General features: G+C 64.0%; 16 protein-coding genes. 5 read left to right on the forward strand and 11 right to left on the reverse strand.

The window, feature by feature from the left end; genetic code table 11:
• Position 1: 1 nt before the first annotated feature.
• The gene (locus O3299_RS00645) at positions 2 to 1,147 is read right to left on the reverse strand and encodes an MFS transporter (RefSeq protein WP_305062934.1); all 1,146 of its coding nucleotides are present in this window, start codon (positions 1,145 to 1,147) and stop codon (positions 2 to 4) included.
• A 236-nt stretch (positions 1,148 to 1,383) separates the two neighbouring features.
• Between O3299_RS00645 and O3299_RS00650 the strand changes: the two genes are divergently transcribed.
• Positions 1,384 to 2,001 carry a TetR/AcrR family transcriptional regulator gene (locus tag O3299_RS00650; protein WP_305061275.1) on the forward strand — a complete coding sequence of 206 codons (618 nt, stop codon included), beginning with the start codon at positions 1,384 to 1,386 and terminating at the stop codon, positions 1,999 to 2,001.
• A gap of 3 nt (positions 2,002 to 2,004) precedes the next feature.
• Here O3299_RS00650 and O3299_RS00655 read toward each other — a convergent pair whose 3' ends face one another.
• The gene (locus O3299_RS00655) at positions 2,005 to 2,481 is read right to left on the reverse strand and encodes a GNAT family N-acetyltransferase (RefSeq protein WP_305053521.1); all 477 of its coding nucleotides are present in this window, start codon (positions 2,479 to 2,481) and stop codon (positions 2,005 to 2,007) included.
• A 51-nt stretch (positions 2,482 to 2,532) separates the two neighbouring features.
• Complete coding sequence (locus O3299_RS00660; protein WP_305061276.1) at positions 2,533 to 3,192, reverse strand: hypothetical protein; 660 nt, start codon at positions 3,190 to 3,192, stop codon at positions 2,533 to 2,535.
• Between the two features lie 165 nt (positions 3,193 to 3,357).
• On the opposite strand from O3299_RS00660, the gene O3299_RS00665 reads away from it, so the two are divergent.
• The gene (locus tag O3299_RS00665; protein ID WP_305053519.1) at positions 3,358 to 4,014 is read left to right on the forward strand and encodes a tetratricopeptide repeat protein; all 657 of its coding nucleotides are present in this window, start codon (positions 3,358 to 3,360) and stop codon (positions 4,012 to 4,014) included.
• On the opposite strand, the gene O3299_RS00670 is transcribed toward O3299_RS00665, so the two are convergent.
• From O3299_RS00670 to O3299_RS00700, 7 genes are all read right to left on the reverse strand, one after another.
• Positions 4,001 to 4,981 (reverse strand): ribonuclease Z, encoded by a 981-nt coding sequence (locus O3299_RS00670; protein WP_305061277.1) that lies wholly within the window; start codon positions 4,979 to 4,981, stop codon positions 4,001 to 4,003. The two genes, O3299_RS00665 and O3299_RS00670, sit on opposite strands and share 14 nt — an antisense overlap.
• A 46-nt stretch (positions 4,982 to 5,027) precedes the next feature.
• Entirely contained in the window at positions 5,028 to 6,494 is a 1,467-nt protein-coding gene (locus O3299_RS00675; protein WP_305061278.1) for an amidohydrolase family protein, read from the reverse strand.
• Positions 6,495 to 6,676: 182 nt separating this feature from the next.
• Positions 6,677 to 7,522, reverse strand: a complete 846-nt coding sequence (fdhD, locus tag O3299_RS00680) for a formate dehydrogenase accessory sulfurtransferase FdhD (protein WP_370385258.1) — start codon at positions 7,520 to 7,522, stop codon at positions 6,677 to 6,679.
• Between the two features lie 14 nt (positions 7,523 to 7,536).
• Positions 7,537 to 8,457: a bestrophin family protein gene (locus O3299_RS00685; RefSeq protein ID WP_305061279.1), complete on the reverse strand. Its 921-nt coding sequence runs from the start codon at positions 8,455 to 8,457 to the stop codon at positions 7,537 to 7,539.
• 27 nt (positions 8,458 to 8,484) lie between these two features.
• Positions 8,485 to 9,465 carry a cytochrome d ubiquinol oxidase subunit II gene (locus O3299_RS00690; RefSeq protein ID WP_289919071.1) on the reverse strand — a complete coding sequence of 327 codons (981 nt, stop codon included), beginning with the start codon at positions 9,463 to 9,465 and terminating at the stop codon, positions 8,485 to 8,487.
• Positions 9,466 to 9,495: 30 nt separating this feature from the next.
• Entirely contained in the window at positions 9,496 to 10,875 is a 1,380-nt protein-coding gene (locus tag O3299_RS00695; RefSeq protein WP_289906444.1) for a cytochrome ubiquinol oxidase subunit I, read from the reverse strand.
• 13 nt (positions 10,876 to 10,888) lie between these two features.
• Positions 10,889 to 13,201 (reverse strand): FdhF/YdeP family oxidoreductase, encoded by a 2,313-nt coding sequence (locus tag O3299_RS00700; RefSeq protein ID WP_305061280.1) that lies wholly within the window; start codon positions 13,199 to 13,201, stop codon positions 10,889 to 10,891.
• Positions 13,202 to 13,367: 166 nt separating this feature from the next.
• Between O3299_RS00700 and O3299_RS00705 the strand changes: the two genes are divergently transcribed.
• Positions 13,368 to 13,652 (forward strand): helix-turn-helix domain-containing protein, encoded by a 285-nt coding sequence (locus O3299_RS00705; protein ID WP_305061281.1) that lies wholly within the window; start codon positions 13,368 to 13,370, stop codon positions 13,650 to 13,652.
• 113 nt (positions 13,653 to 13,765) lie between these two features.
• On the forward strand, positions 13,766 to 14,848 hold the full coding sequence (gene moaA, locus O3299_RS00710; RefSeq protein WP_305053512.1) for a GTP 3',8-cyclase MoaA: 1,083 nt from the start codon (positions 13,766 to 13,768) through the stop codon (positions 14,846 to 14,848).
• Positions 14,849 to 14,866: 18 nt separating this feature from the next.
• Here the strand turns inward: moaA and O3299_RS00715 are convergent, their stop codons facing one another.
• Entirely contained in the window at positions 14,867 to 16,288 is a 1,422-nt protein-coding gene (locus tag O3299_RS00715) for a PLP-dependent aminotransferase family protein (protein WP_251350812.1), read from the reverse strand.
• 158 nt (positions 16,289 to 16,446) lie between these two features.
• On the opposite strand from O3299_RS00715, the gene O3299_RS00720 reads away from it, so the two are divergent.
• Positions 16,447 to 17,409 carry a Dyp-type peroxidase gene (locus O3299_RS00720; RefSeq protein ID WP_305061282.1) on the forward strand — a complete coding sequence of 321 codons (963 nt, stop codon included), beginning with the start codon at positions 16,447 to 16,449 and terminating at the stop codon, positions 17,407 to 17,409.
• The last annotated feature ends 21 nt before the right edge of the window (positions 17,410 to 17,430 follow it).

The raw sequence follows: 17,430 nt of genomic DNA on the forward strand, positions 1-17,430 counted from the left end.
CTCAATGCCCGGCCACGGGCGCGCCGCCGCTGCGCCGTCCCGGCCGGAAACCATGCGCGCGGGCCGACCAGGCGATGGCAAAGGCCAGCACCAGCAAGCTGACCATGGCCCATGGGAAGGCGCCCGCGCCCCAGGTTTCCAGCAAGGCGCCGCCTGCCACGCCCGCTGCCGCGATGGCCCCATTCCACGCCACCACATTCATCGACAAGGCCACGTCGGCGCCGCTGCCGGCCGTGTCGGCCAGCGCCGTCTGCAACAGCGTTGCCGCGCCGCCAAAGGACAAGCCCCAGACGGCCATGCCCAGGTAAATGACAATGGGAAACTGTGACGCGATGCCCAGCACGAGGGCCGTGGCGCCGAACACGGCCAGGCTGGCCAGCACGGCGGCGCGCAGGTGGCGCTCGACCAGCTTGCCCGTGATCCAGATGCCGGCCATGGCGGCGGCGCCGAAGACGAGCAGGACCAGGTCGACCCGCTCCGTCAATCCGGCCGGCGCCACGAACGGGGCGATGTAGGTATAGAGAATGTTGTGCGCCAGCATCCAGGCGATGACGACAGCGAGCACGGGGCGCACGCCCGGCGTCGTGAAGACGCGGCGCAGGGGCAGGCGTTCATGGACGGACTGGCCCGGGTGGTCCGGCACCTTCGCCAGCACCCAGGCGATCAGGATCAATGTCAGGGCGGAAATGATCCAGAATGCGGCGCGCCAGCCCACCAGGGAGCCGAGCAGGGTGCCCAGCGGCACGCCCAGGGACAGGGCGACCGGTGCGCCCACCATGGCCAGCGCCAGGGCGCGGCCTTGCTGATGCGGCGCCACCATGCGCCGCGCGTAGCTGGCCAGCAAGCTCCACGCCAGTCCGGCCGCCATGCCGGCAAAGAAGCGGGCCGCCAGGGTCAGCCAGTAGTGGGACGACAGCGCCGTGACGGTATTGAACACGAGAAAGCCGATGATGGTCAGCAACAGCACGTTGCGGCGGCGCCAGCCGCGCGTGGCGATGGTGAGCGGAATGGCTGCCAGCAGGGAACCGAGGGCATAGGCCGTGACCATTTGTCCGGCCAGCGCGGCGCTGATGCCGAGTCCTGTACTGATCTGCGGCAACAAGCCGGCGGGCAAGGTTTCCGTGACGATGCAGATAAAACCCGTCATGGCCAGGGCCAGCAGGCCGGCGACGGGGAGGCGGTCGGCCAGCGCAGGGCTGGCTCCGGTAGTGAGCGTAGCGTGATTCACGGCAAACATCCTTGTCAAGTAATCAGGCGCAGGAGTGCCCCTGACCGTCGTTGCGGTACATATGTATCGATCGGTATAAATATAGGCGATGGCGCACCGCGTTGTCAATGACTTCTGTATCGAGTAGTATGTAAGTAAATGAGGAGGAGCGAAGGATGGCGCAAATGGGACGGCCGCGCACGTTCGACCGGCAGGCGGCGGTCGAGCAGGCCATGTTTTTATTCTGGCAACAGGGATATGAATCGACGTCCTTGAGCCAGCTCAAGGCGAGCCTGGGCGGCGGCATTTCCGCGCCCAGCTTTTATGCGGCGTTCGGCTCGAAGGAAGCGCTGTTCCGCGAAGCGGCGCAATGCTATCTGGACACGTTTGCACGCGTGACGGAATGCCTGTGGGACGATGGCCTGGCGCCGCGCGCGGCCATCGAGCTGGCCTTGCGCCAGTCGGCCAGCATGCAGTCCGATGCGGGACACCCGCCCGGCTGCATGGTGGCGCTCGGCTGCATGAGCGCGCCGACGGCCGAGCATGCGGCCGTGGCCGCGCCCCTCACGCAATCGCGCGCCCGCACGCGTGCCGGCTTCGTGCGCTGCGTCGAGCGGGGCATGGCCAGCGGCGAATTGCCTGGTGATATGGATGCCGTGGCGCTGGCGTCCGTCTTCGACAGCTTTCTGTCGGGCGTGGCTATCCAGACCCGCGATGGCGTGGGCTACGCCGTGCTGGATGGCGCCATCACGCAGATGCTGCGCGTGTGGGATGCCAGCCGCGTGCCAGGCTAGACGCTAGGCCTGGGCCGCAAAGCGAAACTCCAGCACGTCGTCGCCATATTTGTCCGTCTCGCCCGTCGAGGTCCAGCCCAGGTAGCGGTAAAAGCCGTACGAACGCGAAGCGGGGTCGTCGGAGCAGCCGAGGAACAGTCGTTGATGACCGTGCGCGCGCAGTTCCGTCATCACCAGTTCCAGCAAGGTCTTGCCGATGCCGAGCCCCTCGAATTCCGGCAGCAACGCCAGGACGATGATTTCGCCCGTGTCGCGCTCGCCAAAGCAGTAGCCGGCCAGCTGGCCGTCATGATGGCAGACGTGGCCAGGCAGGCTGCCCGAATGCATCATTTCCGCCCAGGTATCGGCCGTGATGCCCACTTCCGCCAGGCGTTCCGCGGACACGGCGTTTTGCCGCGTCCTGCCCCGTAAGTCGATAAAGGCCGGGGTGTCTTCCGCCTTGGCGGGATGGAAGGTAATGGAAGCTGGATGTGTCGTCATGTCATTACTCGCTGGTGTCGTGTCTGTGGCGGCAATGAGGTTGGATAAACCTCATTCCCAGGATTTGCGCATGGTTTGCGCATGGCGTTGCCAGTCAAAGATTTTCGTATTCTCGATTGCCTGCTGGCCGGGATTGCCGCTATCGATGATTTCATCCTTGACGATAATCAAATCGTTTTTGTCATTCAAGCGGTATTCCCGATAGCGTTCGCAATCCTGTTCGCGCCGGGCGATGGTAATTAATTTGCTGGCTTGCCACGCATAGCTGTCTTCATAAAAGCATTGCGCCGCGCAGCCGCAATTGGGTATGCCCCCTTCGATTCTTTGCTCGGCCATGTTGATGTTCAGATTCGGAATGGCTGACAAGGGTTGATTGAAACGGTATTGCTGCGCTGGCGCATCCCATAACCATACATCGGAACAGCGGATGCGTCCCTGGCTATCCGTGTATCCGGTGACCCACAGGTCGGCATGGCCGTCGAAATTCATGTCCAGCAGCAGCGCGTGCAAATTGCCCGTGCCGCTGCTGCTGCAACTGCCATTCATCCACTGCTTTCCGATTTTCAGCCGATACGTCTGTTTTTCATCGTGATTCGCATAGCGGATATCGGCGGCTTGCCGCACTTTGCCTGTCGCGGCTTTATCCAGATGCAAGGTGCCAGCATAGACCGAGGTGGAAATCAGGGATAAAAGCAGAGCGATCAGTTTCATGGCGATATTTATGGGCTGGCACGAGTGCACAATGCGTGGATTACATCAGGCGGAGAATGATCATACTGCATGAATCCGGCAATGCGCCACACGATTTCCTATCGTGCATTCTGCGCGGAACAGTGCTGTGTACAATGCCAAAAAATCCCCGAATAAGGAATCTTTATGAGCCCCTCTCCTGAATCTTTGAATGAAGCGGGCATTCTCGCTTATAACGACGGTCATTATGCCGAGGCCTTCAAGCAATTCGATGCGGCGGCGCGCACGGGCGATCCGGCCGGCCAGCATTTATTGGCCAGCCTGTATTACCAGGGCCATGGCGTGACGCAGGATTTGCCGAAAGCGGTGGAATTGTTCACGGCGGCCGCGCAAGCGGGTTTCCCGCCGTCGCTGGCGAATCTTGCCCTGATGTATGCGGGCGGCGATGGCGTCGCGCAAGACATGGCGCAATCGCTCGCGTATGGCCGCCAGGCGGCCGAGGCGGGCGATGGCCAGTCGCAATTCAACCTGGCGCAGGCTTACCGCAAGGGGATTGATGTACCGCAAGACTATGCCGAGGCGGCGTTCTGGTACAAGCAGGCGGCCGAAGCCGGCTCCCTGTCGGCTCAGAATGAATACGGCTTGCTGTACGCGCAAGGGCAGGGCGTGGAACTCGATTACGTGCAGGCGTATGCGTGGATCGCCATGCCGGCCGAGGCGGGCAGCGCGCAATCGATCAAGAACCGCGACCAGTTGCTGGAAATTCTCACGCCGTCACAGCAGCAGGCGGCGCGCGCGCTGGCCGCGGAGTATGCGGCGCAGTACGGCGTCAATCCCCACTGAGCGACGATTTTGCCGGCAGCCTGGTCAGCACGCCGGCCGCGTCGAGTTCATAGCTGTCGAAATCGCGCGCGAGGAACAGTTCACCCGAGTAATGCAGCCGCGCTTCCGCTTCCAGTTCGGCCATGCCTTCCGCATGGTGATAGCGGGCGCTGAAGTGGGTGAGGATCAGGTTCGGCAAGCGGACCGCTTCGGCGAACTGCGCCACGCGCTGCACGGAACTGTGCGTGGGGCCGGGTCCCACTTTCTGCAGCATGGCTTCCGTGTACGTGGCTTCATGCACGAGCAGTTGCGCATCCGCGCAAGCGTCGGCCAGCAAGGCCGGCGTGTCGTTGTCGCCGCCGACCACCACCGTGGCGCGCTGCGTTTCCGTCTGGCGGAAAGCGGCGGCACTCAAGACCGTGCCATCGTCGAGCAGCGCATCCTGGCCAGCCTGCAAGAGTCCCCAGGCGGGACCGGGCGGCACGCCGGCCGCTTGCAGGGCCGCCTTGTCCAGCTTCCACCTGCTCGTTTCCAGCGCGAAACGGTAGCCGACGCTCGGTGCGCGGTGCGACAGCGCGTGGCGCGAGACGGTCAAGCCGGCTTCTTCGTGCACCACTGGCGCGCTGTCCACGTCGATGTGGATCAGCGGATACGTCAGGAACAGTTCCGTGTGCAGCAAGGTCGCGTCGATCCAGGCCTTGATGGCGGCCGGGGCGATCAGCAGCAAGGGCTTCTTGCGCCCAGTCATCGAGGCGCTGGCCAGCAAGCCCGGCAGCCCATAACTGTGGTCGCCGTGCACGTGGGTGATGCAAATGCCCACCAGGTCGTGCACGGACAGGGGCAGGCGCTGCAGCCGGTGCTGCGTGGCTTCGCCGCAATCGATCATCCACCAGTCGCGGTTGTGCGTGGTTTGCAGGGCCAGCGAGGTGACGTTGCGGTAGCGCGTGGGCACGCCGGAAGACGTGCCGAGAAAAGTCAGTTTGAACATGCGCGCATTATGCGGCAAGCCAACGCCGTTGCCAACGCGCCAGTCTTCAGCTTGCCAATGGCGCGCGCAATTTGTCCTTGTAGATGCGGCCGTTCTTCATGATCAGCAGCAGGTTTTCTTCCGGCTGGGCGAGGAAATCGAGGTTTTTCGCAGGGTCGCCATCGGCCACCAGCAAGTCGGCCAGCGCGCCCGCGGCCAGCTTGCCCAAGGTGCCAGGGTAGGGCGAGCGCTGGCCGGACAGGGCCAGCAGTTCGCCATTTTGCCCCGTCGCCTGCGCCAGCAAGGTCAAGGGATCGTAAAAGCGCGTGAGTTTGGCCAGCTGGCGGCCTTGCGTGGGCGTGTTTTTCGCGTTGAACAGGATATCCGTGCCCCAGCCCGTCTTGATGCCGTACTTTTGCGCCAGCGCATACGCCCTCACCGTGCCTTCGGATACGATCCTCTGGCTGGCCTTGCGCGCCGCATCGGGATACACATTGCTGTCTTCATCCTGCAGGAACGGTTGCAGGCTCCACCACGTGCCCGTGTCGCGCATCAGGCGCGCGGAGTCGTCGTCCGCCAGCTGGCCATGCTCGATGCTGCGCACGCCTGCGCGGATGGCCCGCTGTATGCCTTTCGGCGTGTAGACGTGGGTCATCACATACGTGCCCCAGTCGGCGGCCGCTTCCACGCCGGCGCGCAGTTCGCGCTCCGAATATTGCGTGCTGTCGAGCGGGTCATACATGGAGGCGACGCCGCCGCCCGCCATCATCTTGATTTGCGTCGCGCCCAGCATCAGCTGCTCGCGCACGCGGCGCAGCACTTCCGCTTCGCCATCGGCGATCATGGCCATGCCCGCCGTTTCCGCCATGCCCAGCGGCGCATTCGCCGCACGGGGGATGTCGGAGCGCAAACGGAAGTCGCCATGGCCCGACGTTTGCGAAATCATGGCGCCCGACGGAAAGATGCGGGGGCCATCGACGATGCCTTCATCGATGGCGCGCTGCAATGCAAACGCGGGGCCGCCCGGATCGCGCACGGACGTAAAGCCCCGCAGCAGGGTGCGCTGCGCTTCCTGCGCCGCCACCAGGTACAGATAGCCGATATCGGACGTCATGGCCGTCACCTGGTTGATGGCGGCCAGCATGGTGTGCCAGTGGGCGTCGATCAGGCCCGGCATCACCAGCTTGCCCTGGCAATCGATCACTTGCGCGCCGTCCACCTTTTCGCCGGCCGGCAACAGGGCGGTAATGGTCGGGCCCGTCACCAGCACGTGGATGCCGGAACGGGGCGCCTTGCCCGTGCCGTCGAACAGGCGCAGATTGGTCAGCAGCAGGGGGCGCTGGGGCGTTTGCGGCTGCTGGGCGATGGCGTTGCTGGTGGACAATCCGATGAAGGGCGCCAGCATGGCGGCCGCGCCGCCGAGGAATTGCCGGCGCCGCATGTCCGCCATCACCCGCTGGTGCAGGATGGTGAAGACGGTGCCGCCGCAGTCGCAGGCGCGCGGCTTCAAGCCGCCCGTTTGCCATGTATCCATCAGATGCTGCTCCTGTACCAGGGCCATTGCGGTCATCCTTTCATCGCTGCCGCGTCGTGTGCCGGCACGCGGACAAAGTTAATTAATGGAAACAATGACCATTGAAAGCCCGCAGCGATGGCAAGTCAAGCGTGCACTTGCTTTACAGCAAAGAATGCAGCATTTGCCGTTCAAGGTGCATGCTAAGGTGCATGCTGGCCGCTATCTTCGCCCGCCGTGTAATCGACAAAGCCGTCGCGGCGGCAAAAGCTGGCCAGCTGCATGCCGGCCTGGCGCGCGATGCGGATGGCCAGCGAGGTGGGCGCCGAGATGGTGGCGACGAGCCCGATATGCATGCGCGCCGACTTGCGCACCAGTTCATAGCTGGCGCGGCTGGACAGGAAGACGAAGCCGTCGTGCATGGCGATGCGGTGCAGGGCCAGGTAGCCGATCAGTTTATCCAGGCCGTTATGCCGCCCCACGTCCTCGAACACTTTCACGATGGCGCCCTCGGCCGTGCACCAGGCGGCCGCATGCACGCCGCCCGTCTTGTGCATCAGCTCCTGGTAGGGCAGCAGTTCGCGCGCGGCGCGGCCGAGGATGGCGCTGCTGGCCACCAGCGGCGGCAGGGGCCGCGTGATCTTTTCCGGCACCAGGTCCAGCAGGGCCAGGCTTTCGATGCCGCACACGCCGCAGCCCGTGCGCCCGGTCAGCGCGCGGCGGCGGGCCTTGAGCTTGATCAAATCCGGCTGCGCGATGGTCAGCCGCACTTCCGCGCTATCCTCGCCGCAGCACACGTCGAGGTCGTAGATGTCGCGCACGCTGCCGACGATGCCTTCGGTCAAGGTAAAGCCGACGGCGAATTCCTCGAGGTCGCGCGGCGTGGCCATCATCACGGCGTGGGCGATGCCGTTGTAGACGAGGGCCACGGGATACTCCTCGGCCACCATGTCGCGGCCCGCCGTGGCCACGCCCCCCTGGTGGCGTACCATGGGAACGTCCAGGTAGCCGTCGCGTTCGATGGTGGTGATGCCGATATCGCATTCCATGATTTTTCCTCCGGTTAATCGATCTGATAGCGCGGGCAGGGCCGTATCGATGGCGGCAGCGGGTCGCCATGCAATTCCAGCAGCGAGCGTTCCGTTTCCCGCGTCATGGCGTTCAGGGCCAGGCAGTTGGGCGCCAGGCCGAACGGTTCGGCGATCTGCTGCGCGATGGCTTCCAGCGCAAACAGGGTGTAGGCGACAAAGACGGAAATGAGGGGCGTGGCCACGCCGATGGCGTCCACCAGGCCCAGCGGCAGTAAAAAACAGTACATGTAGACGGTGCGGTGCACCAGCACGCCGTACGGATACGGGATCGGCGTGTTCTTGATGCGCTCGCAGCCGGCCACGGTGGCGGCCAGGTCGTTGAGCTGGGTGTCGAGCATCCACAGCAGCTGCGTCTGCCCCGGCTGGCGCTGCACGGCGTCGTGCAGCATGGCGCGCACCGCATGCAGGATGGCAACGGGCTTGAAGTTGACGCCCTGCAAGCGCTGCACGTCCTCGGCCGGCAGGTAGCGCAGCAGGTCTTCCTGCGGGTCCGTCTGGCGCAACTGGTGCTTGAGCGCGTAGACGAAGGCGACCAGGCGGCGCAGCAGCAACTGATGGTCCAGGCCGCTCGTTTCCTGCGGCAGATACGTGAGCGCCTGCGAAGCGAGGGCCCGCGCGGCGATCAGCAATTGCCCCCAGATATGTCGCGCCTCGACGAAGCGCGCATAGCTGGCGTTATTGCGAAAGCCGAGAAAGATCGCCAGGCTGATGCCGACCATGGGAAACGGCGCCGTATCGAGCGGAATCTTGACGCCGAAGATACGGCCATCCGTCAGCAAGGCCAGCGAGCTGACGACCAGCATCAGCAGCAATTGCGGGATGATGGCTTGCAGCACCGAGCCATCCCAGACAAACAGCATGCGGAACCAGTTGGTGGTGGGGCGAATGATCATGATGGAAGACGCATGCTGTGATGTGAATCAATGTTTCCGGGGCACGACTTTGCCCTCGAAGACGTAATATTGGAACAGGTTGTAGCCGATCATGATCGGCAGCATCGTGCCCATGCCGATCAGCATGAAGATCAGGGTCGGCTCATCGGACGCGGCCGCCGCGATGCTCAGCTTGCCCGGCACGAGGTCGGGGAAGAAGCTGATGGCCAGGCCCGCGAACGACGCCAGGAACAGCACGATGGCGCCGCGGAAGGGGCCGCGCACGCCGTTCACGTGCACGGCCCACAGGATGTAGATGAAGGCGCTGGCGGCGATGGCGGCCAGGGCCAGCAGCACGCCGAACACGCCCGGCTGTGCCCAGCGGTCGTGGCCGATGGCGCTGAAGACCATGGTGCCGGCCGACAGCACGATGGCGGCCGCGACCGTCGCCAGCACGCTGGTGGTCGCGTAGCGGCGCGCCGCCGCTTCCAGCAGGCCGCCCGTCTTCTTGATCAGATACGTGCTGCCCAGCAGGCAATAGCCGGCCACCACGCCCAGCGCCGTACAGGCCGTGAAGACCGCACTCAGCGGGCCCGGCTGCAAGCCCGTGATGACCTCGCCCAGCACCACGCCCTGCGCCACGGCGGCCAGCAGGCTGCCCACGCCGAAGACCACGTCCCACAGGCGCTTGTTGCCGGCCGCATGGCGGAACTCGATCGAGGCGCCGCGCATGATCAGGCTGGCGATCAGCAGCATGATGGGAATGTACAGCTGTTCCAGCAAAGTGGCGTAAGCGCTGGGAAAGGCGCCGAACAGGGCGCCGCCCACCACCACCAGCCAGGTTTCGTTGGCGTCCCACACGTGGGCGATCGATTGGAAGATCAGGTTGCGTTCCTGCTCGCGGCGGGTGAACAGGCTGAGGATGCCCACGCCCAGGTCGAAGCCGTCCGTGACGACGTAAAAGATCAGCATCAGGCCGATCAAGCCGAACCAGGCATTGCCCAGCATGGCATGCGAATTCATATCCATTACATACTCCTAGTCAGATAGCGGCGCATGTCAATACCCCACGGCATGGGCGGCGTCCGGCAGCGGCAGCGCCACGTCCGGGCCTTGTTGCAGCCATTTCTTGGCGAACACAAAGAAGGTGAGGAACAGCACGACGTAAAACACGGCAAACATCAGCATGCTGCCGGCCACGGCGTGGGCCGCCACGTCGGAGACGGCGTCGCGCGTGCGCAGCAAGCCGTACACGACCCACGGCTGGCGGCCCACTTCGCGCACGATCCAGCCGCACTCGACGGCGATATAGGGCAGCGGAATCGTCAGTACCCAGGCCAGCAGCAGCTTGCGGTTGCGCACGAACTCCTGCACCCGTCCACCCACCTTGCGCCAGGCCACGAAGGTCCAGAACGACAGCAGCACGAACCACATGCCGATGCCGGCCATGGCGCGGAAGGCGTAGTACAGCAGCGGCAGCATGGGCGGCTGGTCTGCGCGGGCGATGTCGGCCAGGCCCGTGATCTTGCCCGTGGCGCTATGCGTGGCGATCACGCTGAGCATGCCGGGCACTTCGACGGACCAGTCATTCTTTTGTTCCGCCTGGTTGGGCCAGGCCAGCAAGGACCAGGCCGCGCCCTCGCCATCTCGGTTCGTGTGCCAGTGGCCTTCGATGGCCGCGCCCTTGGCGGGCTGGGTCTTGAAGACGTCGACGCCGCTGGAATCGCCGAGCCACACCTGTAACGGTGCGATGACCAGCAGCAACATCAGCGCCAGCTTGAACGAGCGGGCGAAGAAGGCCGGTTCGCGGCGCTTGAACATATACCAGGCGGAAATGCCGGCGATGACGAACAAGCCCGTTTCCACGGCGGCCACCCACATGTGGCCCACGGCCCAGGCCATGTCGGGATTGAAGATGGCGGCCACGTAATCGGTGACGATGATCTTGCCGTCCACCACGCGCACGCCGGCCGGCGTCTGCATCCAGGAATTGGCGACCATGATCCAGAACGAGGAAATGCTGGACCCCAGCGCCACCATGCCGGTGGCAAACAGGTGCACGCCCTTCGGTACACGGCCCCAGCCGAACATCATGACGCCGATGAAGCCCGCTTCCAGCATGAAGGCCATGGCGCCTTCGAAGCCGAGGATGTTGCCGATGAACTGGCCGGAATGGTGCGAAAACGGCGCCCAGTTGGTGCCGAACTGGAATTCCAGGGGAATCCCGCTGACGACGCCGACGGCGAAGTTGAGCACCAGCAACTTGCTCCAGAAGCGTGCGTGGCGGTAGTAGACGGGGTCGCTGGTGCGCAGCCACAGCGCCTCGACGACGAACAGGAACAGCGACAGGCTGATCGTCAAGATGGGCCACAGGATGTGGAAGATGGCCGTCATCGCAAATTGCGCGCGCGACAGGTCCAGGGTATCGAAACCGAACATGGCGTTCTCCTGTTCAGCTGACTGCGGCCGAAGGCGACAGCAGCACGGGAATGGATTTGAAGGTCGGCGTGCGCGAACCGTAACCGACGCTGTCGAGCGGCACCAGCGGATTGGTTTCCGGGTAGTAGGCGCCGATGCAGCCGCGGGGAATGTCGTACTCGACCAGCAGGAAGCGGTCGGCGCGGCGTGCTATGCCGTCGTGCCACACGCCGATCAGGTCGACCCAGTCGCCGGCCGCAAAGCCCAGCATGGCCAAGTCGTCCTTGTTGATGAAGACGACGCGGCGCTGGCCGAAGACGCCGCGGTAGCGGTCGTCCATGGCGTAGATGGTCGTGTTGTACTGGTCGTGCGAACGCGTTGTCATCAGCACCATCAGGCGCTCGCCATATTGCTGGCGTGCACGGTGGATCGGCGTGTCCAGTTCCACTGCGTTGACGAGGAATTGCGCCTTGCCGCTTTGCGTCTTCCATACCCGTTCGCGCGAGGCGATTTCCAAGTGGAAACCACCCGGCTTGGCCACGCGCAAGTTGTAGTCGAAAAAGTCATCGAACACTTGCTCGATGGAATCGCGCAGCAAGGCATAGTTGCCGGAATAGCGCAGCCAGTCGATCTTCTCGCTGCCCAGGGTCGCTTGCGCCATGCCGGCCACGATGGCGATTTCCGAACGCAGATTGGGCGAGGCGGGCTGGTTCATGCCGAACGAGATATGCACCATGCTCATCGAGTCTTCCACCGTCACGCCTTGCGCCACGCCTGACTGCACGTCGATTTCCGTGCGTCCCAGGGTGGGCAGGATCAGCGCATCCTTGCCGTGCACGAGGTGGCTGCGGTTGAGCTTGGTGGCGATGTGCACGGTCAGGTCGCAGGAGCGCAGCGCATCCCAGGTGCGCGGCGTGTCCGGCGTGGCCATGGAGAAATTGCCGCCCAGGGCGACGAACACTTTCACCTTTTTCTCCAGCATCGCTGCTATGGTGCCGACGGCGTCGTAGCCGTGGTGGCGGGGCGGCTCGAAGTTGAAGACGAGGCCCAGGCGGTCGAGGAATTCCTTGGTCGGCTGTTCCTCGATGCCCATGGTGCGGTCGCCCTGCACGTTCGAGTGGCCGCGCACGGGGCACAGGCCCGCGCCGCGCTTGCCGATATTGCCGCGCATCATCATCAAGTTCGACAGGATCTGCACGGTGGCCAGCGAATTCTTGTGCTGCGTCACGCCCATGCCCCAGGTCGAAATGACGGCCTTGCCCTTCACATAGATCTGCGTCAATTCTTCGATCTTGTCGCGCGCCACGCCCGATTCGGCCAGCAGCAAGTCCCAGCTTTCCGCGCGCAGGTCGGCCGCGAAGGCGTCGAAGCCGCTCGTGTGTTCGGCGATGAAATCGCAGTCGAGCACGCGCTCCTGGCCATGGGCGATGGCTTCGTCATCGAGCTCGACGACGCGCTTGGCCATGGCCTTGATCAGCGCAAAGTCGCCGCCCAGCGTGGGGCAGATGAACAGCGAGCAGATGTTCGTGCTGCCGCCCGTCAGCATTTCCAGCGGATGCTGGGGGCTGGTGAAGCGCTCCAGGCCCCGTTCGTGCAGCGGATTGATGGAAACGATGGTGGCGCCGCGGCGCGATGCCTCGCGCAATTCGCCCAGCATGCGCGGGTGGTTGGTGGCCGGGTTCTGGCCGAACAGCAGCAGGGTGTCCGCATGCTCGAAGTCGTCCAGCAGCACCGTGCCCTTGCCGATGCCGACCGTTTCCGGCAAGCCCCGGCTCGTCGCTTCGTGGCACAGGTTGGAACAGTCGGGGAAGTTATTCGTGCCGTAGGCGCGCACGAACAGTTGATACAGGAAAGCCGCTTCGTTGCTGGCGCGGCCCGACGTGTAGAAGGCCGCCTGGTCCGGGTCGTCCAGCGCGTGCAGGTGGTGCGCCACGAGGGCGAAGGCGTCGTCCCAGGAAATGGCCTGGTATTTGTCGCTGGCCGCGTCGTACACCATGGGGTCCGTCAAGCGGCCATGTTGTTCCAGATCATAGTCCGACTGCTCCATCAATGCGGTGACCGTGTGCTCCTCGAAAAATTCCGGGCGCACGCGCTTGCTCGTCGATTCGGCGGCCACGGCCTTGACGCCGTTTTCGCAGAATTCGAAGGTCGACGCGTGTTCGCGGTCAGGCCAGGCGCAGCCGGGACAGTCGAAGCCGTCGGGCTGGTTTTGCTCGAACAGCGAACGGTAATTGCCCGCGCTGACTTTTTCCTTGAACAGGTTGATGGCCACGTACTTGAGGGCACCCCAACCGGCCGCGGCATGGGTGTAGGGCGCGATGCGCGCGTCGGACTTTGGCTTGCTCATGATGACTCTCCTGGTGATATGCGATGGGACAATCACATGGTAGGGGCGGCGGCTTGCCCCGTAGGCGCACAGTTCCGGACAAAAAAACAGAGTACAGATGGCAAGGTGACGATGCCGGTCGCGCCGGCGCAGGCCGTGATCTATGATGTGGACAAGGAGAAAAAACATGCACAAGGAAGACAAGGAAGACGGCATCGACGCGGCCCTGATAGCGCTGCTGGCGCTGCTGTGGGAGGCGCGGCAGGAGGCGCCGGAGAAACCGTGGTCGCTGGCCAAGCTGGCCAAGCGGGCGGGGGTACAGATGAGCACTTTGTTGCGCCAGCTCAATGCGCTGTCCAGCGCGGGACTGGTGAACGTGACGACGGCGGAGAGCGGCGGCGGCAGCGCGCTACTCAGCGCGGCGGGCGCGGAACTGTGCGCCACGGTGTTTGCCGCACCGCCATCGCAGTAGGAGTACAGTCCCGCGCGTCTGTACTCTATCGGCCGGCGCCGGACTGTACCTCTTTGCCTGCCCCCATTCGTCCTATGCTACTTCCAGACGAATGCCTATCGAGGGGAAGCACCATGAACACCATCCTGTATCCGCAGCCGGCGCTCCGGCAGCCAAGCCATATCGAACCGTGCGTGGACATGCTGGGCCGCCCCCTGACGGATTTGCGCATTTCCGTCATCGACCAGTGCAACTTCCGCTGCACCTATTGCATGCCGGCCGAGCTGTACCCCAGCGATTACCCGTTTCTTCCATCGAGCGAACGCCTGTCCTTCGCGCAGATCGAGACGATGGCGCGCGCCTTCGTGCGCCTCGGCGTCGACAAGATCCGCATCACGGGCGGCGAGCCGCTGCTGCGCAAGAACCTGGAACAGCTGATCGAGGCGCTGGCGAAACTGACCACGCCGGACGGGCGCGCCGTGAGCATCGCGCTGACGACGAATGGCAGCTTGCTGGCGGCCAAGGCGCGTTCGCTCAAGGATGCGGGCCTGGAGCGGGTCACCGTCAGTCTCGACAGCCTCGATAACGGCATTTTCCAGCGCATGAATGGCGTCGATTTTCCCGTCGAGAAAGTGCTGCACGGCATTGAGGTAGCGCAAGCCGTGGGCTTGACTCCCGTGAAGGTCAACATGGTGGTGCAGAAAGGCGTCAACGACAGCCAGATCGTGCCGCTGGCGCGCCATTTCCGCCACACGGGCGTGGTGCTGCGCCTGATCGAATTCATGGACGTGGGCGGCATCGGCGCCTGGTCGCGCACGCATGTCGTCACGTCCGAGGCGGCGCGCGCGCTGATCGCCGCCGAGTTCCCCCTCGTGTCGCTGGGCGAAGGCAAGCCTGTCTCGCACGAAACGGCCAGCCGCTACCGTTATCTGGATGGCGGCGGCGAAGTGGGCTTCATTTCCAGCGTGTCGCAGCCGTTCTGCGGCGACTGCAGCCGCGTGCGCGTCTCGTCGGACGGCAAGCTGTTTACGTGTTTGTTCGCCCAGGACGGCCTCGACCTGCGGCCCCGGCTTGATTCTGCGCAAGGTCTGGAAAGCCTGCTGCGCCAGCATTGGCAGCGCCGTGGCGACCGCTATTCGGAAGTGCGCGGCGCACTGGCCCAGCTTGGCGGGCGCAAGCAGTATCCCACCGTGCGCATGTCGCTGGTGGGCGGGTGACGGGACTGCGTGAAATGCCTACAGGAATTCGGTGATGAGTTTGCCGAGAAGAATAATGGCTTGTTCCACGCCCACGCTCCACGGATAGCTGTAGTTGAGGCGGATGCAATGCTTGTAAGCCTGGCTGACGGAAAACATGCGTCCCGGACCCACCGTGATCTTGCATTCCAGCGCACGCCGGTACAGCTGCATGGAATCTATGTCGCCGGGCAATTCCACCCACAGCACGTAGCCGCCCTGCGGGTGCGAGATTTTCGTGCCAGCAGGAAAGAAACGCTGCACGGCGGCCGCCATGATGCGCGCCTGCTGGGCATACGCCTTGCGGGTGCGGCGCAGATGCTGTTCGTAGCCATCGTTTTGCAGGTATTCGGCGATGGCCAGCTGGGGAAACGAGGACGTGGCCAGGGTGTTGAGGAATTTGAGTTCCTCCACCTTGCCCCGGTAGCGTCCGGCCAGCGCCCAGCCCACGCGCTGCGCGGAACTGAGGCTCTTGGAAAACGAGGAACAATGCAGCACCAGGCCCTTGCGGTCGTAGGACTTGAGCGAGGTTGGGTGGGCGTCGCCGTAATACAGCTCGTTGTAGACGCCGTTTTCGATGGCGGGCACGTCGTGCTGCTCCAGCAACTGGTACAAGGCCCGCTTGCGCTGGTCGGACATCTGGAATCCCAGCGGATTCTGGAAGTTCGGCATCACCATGACGGCGGCGATCGGCTGCCGGGCCATGATGTCGGCCAGCGCCTCGATGCTGATGCCTTCATACGGGTCGGTGGACACTTCCACCACCTTCATGCCCAGCCGTTCGACGGCCATCAGCATGGCGTAGAAGGTGGGCGACTCGACGGCGATGGTGTCGCCCGGCTTGGCCACCGCTTGCAGGCACAGGTTGATGGCTTCCGTGGCGCCCACGGTGACGATGATTTCGTCGGGATCGACGGCCAGGCCGTTTTCCATGTAGCGGCGGGCGATTTCGCGGATCAGCTGCGGGTTGCCCGGCGGCAGGTCGTCCGTCACGTTCCAGGCGCGGTTGCGGCGCGCCACCGCGCCCGCATACTGGTTGATGCGCTCCCAGGGAAACAGCGACGGGTCGGGGTAGGGCGAGCCCAGCGGGATGGCGTCATGCAAGCCGATCGAGCGCAGGGTGGACAGCACCAGCCGGCTGACGTGCACTTCCGCCGGCACGGGGCTGGGGTGCGACGCCTGCATGCAGATGGACGGCGTGGCGGTGTCGCCGGCGCGCTGGCGCACGAAGTAGCCGGACTGGGGCCGGCTTTCGATCACGCCCATGCCCTCCAGCTTGACGTAGGCGCGCAGCACCGTGGTGATGCTCAGCTTGTGCTGCTGGCTGGTCTGGCGCACGGACGGAATGCGTTCGCCGGGCAAGAGCACGCCCTTGGCCACCAGTTGCTCGATGTCGCTGACGAGCTTTTCATACAATTTCATGCAATGGTATCCATTCTTATTCTTGCTCTACGTCATTGCATTATCGTCCAATTCATGACTACCTATAGTTACAGTTATCGCATGTTGCCAAAATGAAACTACCAACCGGCACTTCTGGTTTAAGATCCACATAGAAACGAAAAAGAGGAACCTCTGTCATGGCAATTCCACAAAGCATGCTGTCTGTCGTCGCGCGCGACGAAGTGCATTTGCAGTTCAAGGTGAAGGCCGGCGTCGACATGCGGCAGCTGTTCCAGCGGCTGGGCAAGCTGTGGGAATCCGAAGTCACGGGCATCCTGGACCCCACCCTGAACCGCCACCATCAGTTGACGGGCGGCACGGCCAATGTGGTGCTGGGATTCAAGCCCGAACTGTGGCGCGCCGCGTGCCCAGGCTGCGTGCCGGACAATATGGCATCGTTCGCGCACGACCTGGTGGGCGCCAACGGCAAGACGGCGACGGCTACCCAGCACGATTTCTGGGTCTGGATCACGCAGTCGAACGCGGCCACCCTGTACGACAGCATGCGCACGACGCTCACCTTGCTCAGTCCCTTCGCCGAGCTGGCCAGCGAACAGGTGTGTTTTCCGTATCACAATAACGTGACCTTTGACGGCTTTGCCGACGGCGTCGCCAACCCGAATCCGTTCCGCGCCAACGGCGTGGCCATCATCCCGGACGGCGAAGCGGGCGCGGGCGGCTCCACCGTGCTGCTGCAGAAATGGCGCATGGACGTGGAGCGCCTGCGCGCCTTGCCCGTGCACGCGGCGGAGCAGGTGTGGGGCCGCACCAAGGCCGGCAGCCATGAATTGTCGCCACTGCCCGTCGATTCCCACGTGGGCCGCAACCAATTCATCCGCGATGGCGAGGAAGTCGATATCGTGCGCCGCAACGCCAATTACGCCAATGCCACCGAGGCGGGCGTCATGTTCGTCGGTTTCTGCAAGGACATCACCGTGACCATGGGCATGCTGCGGCAAATGTACGGCGTAGGCTATGATGGCGTCACCAAGACGGACCGGCTGCTGGATTTTTCCACGGCGCTGTCGTCGGCGATCTATTTCGTGCCCAGCATCGACGCCTTGCTGGCCGCGGGCATTTCGCCGGCGGACCCCGGCTGAGGGCCGCCCCGGCGGTCCCTA

This window comes from Janthinobacterium sp. SUN176 (assembly GCF_030587335.1).
In the GTDB taxonomy this organism is placed as follows: domain Bacteria; phylum Pseudomonadota; class Gammaproteobacteria; order Burkholderiales; family Burkholderiaceae_D; genus Janthinobacterium; species Janthinobacterium kumbetense.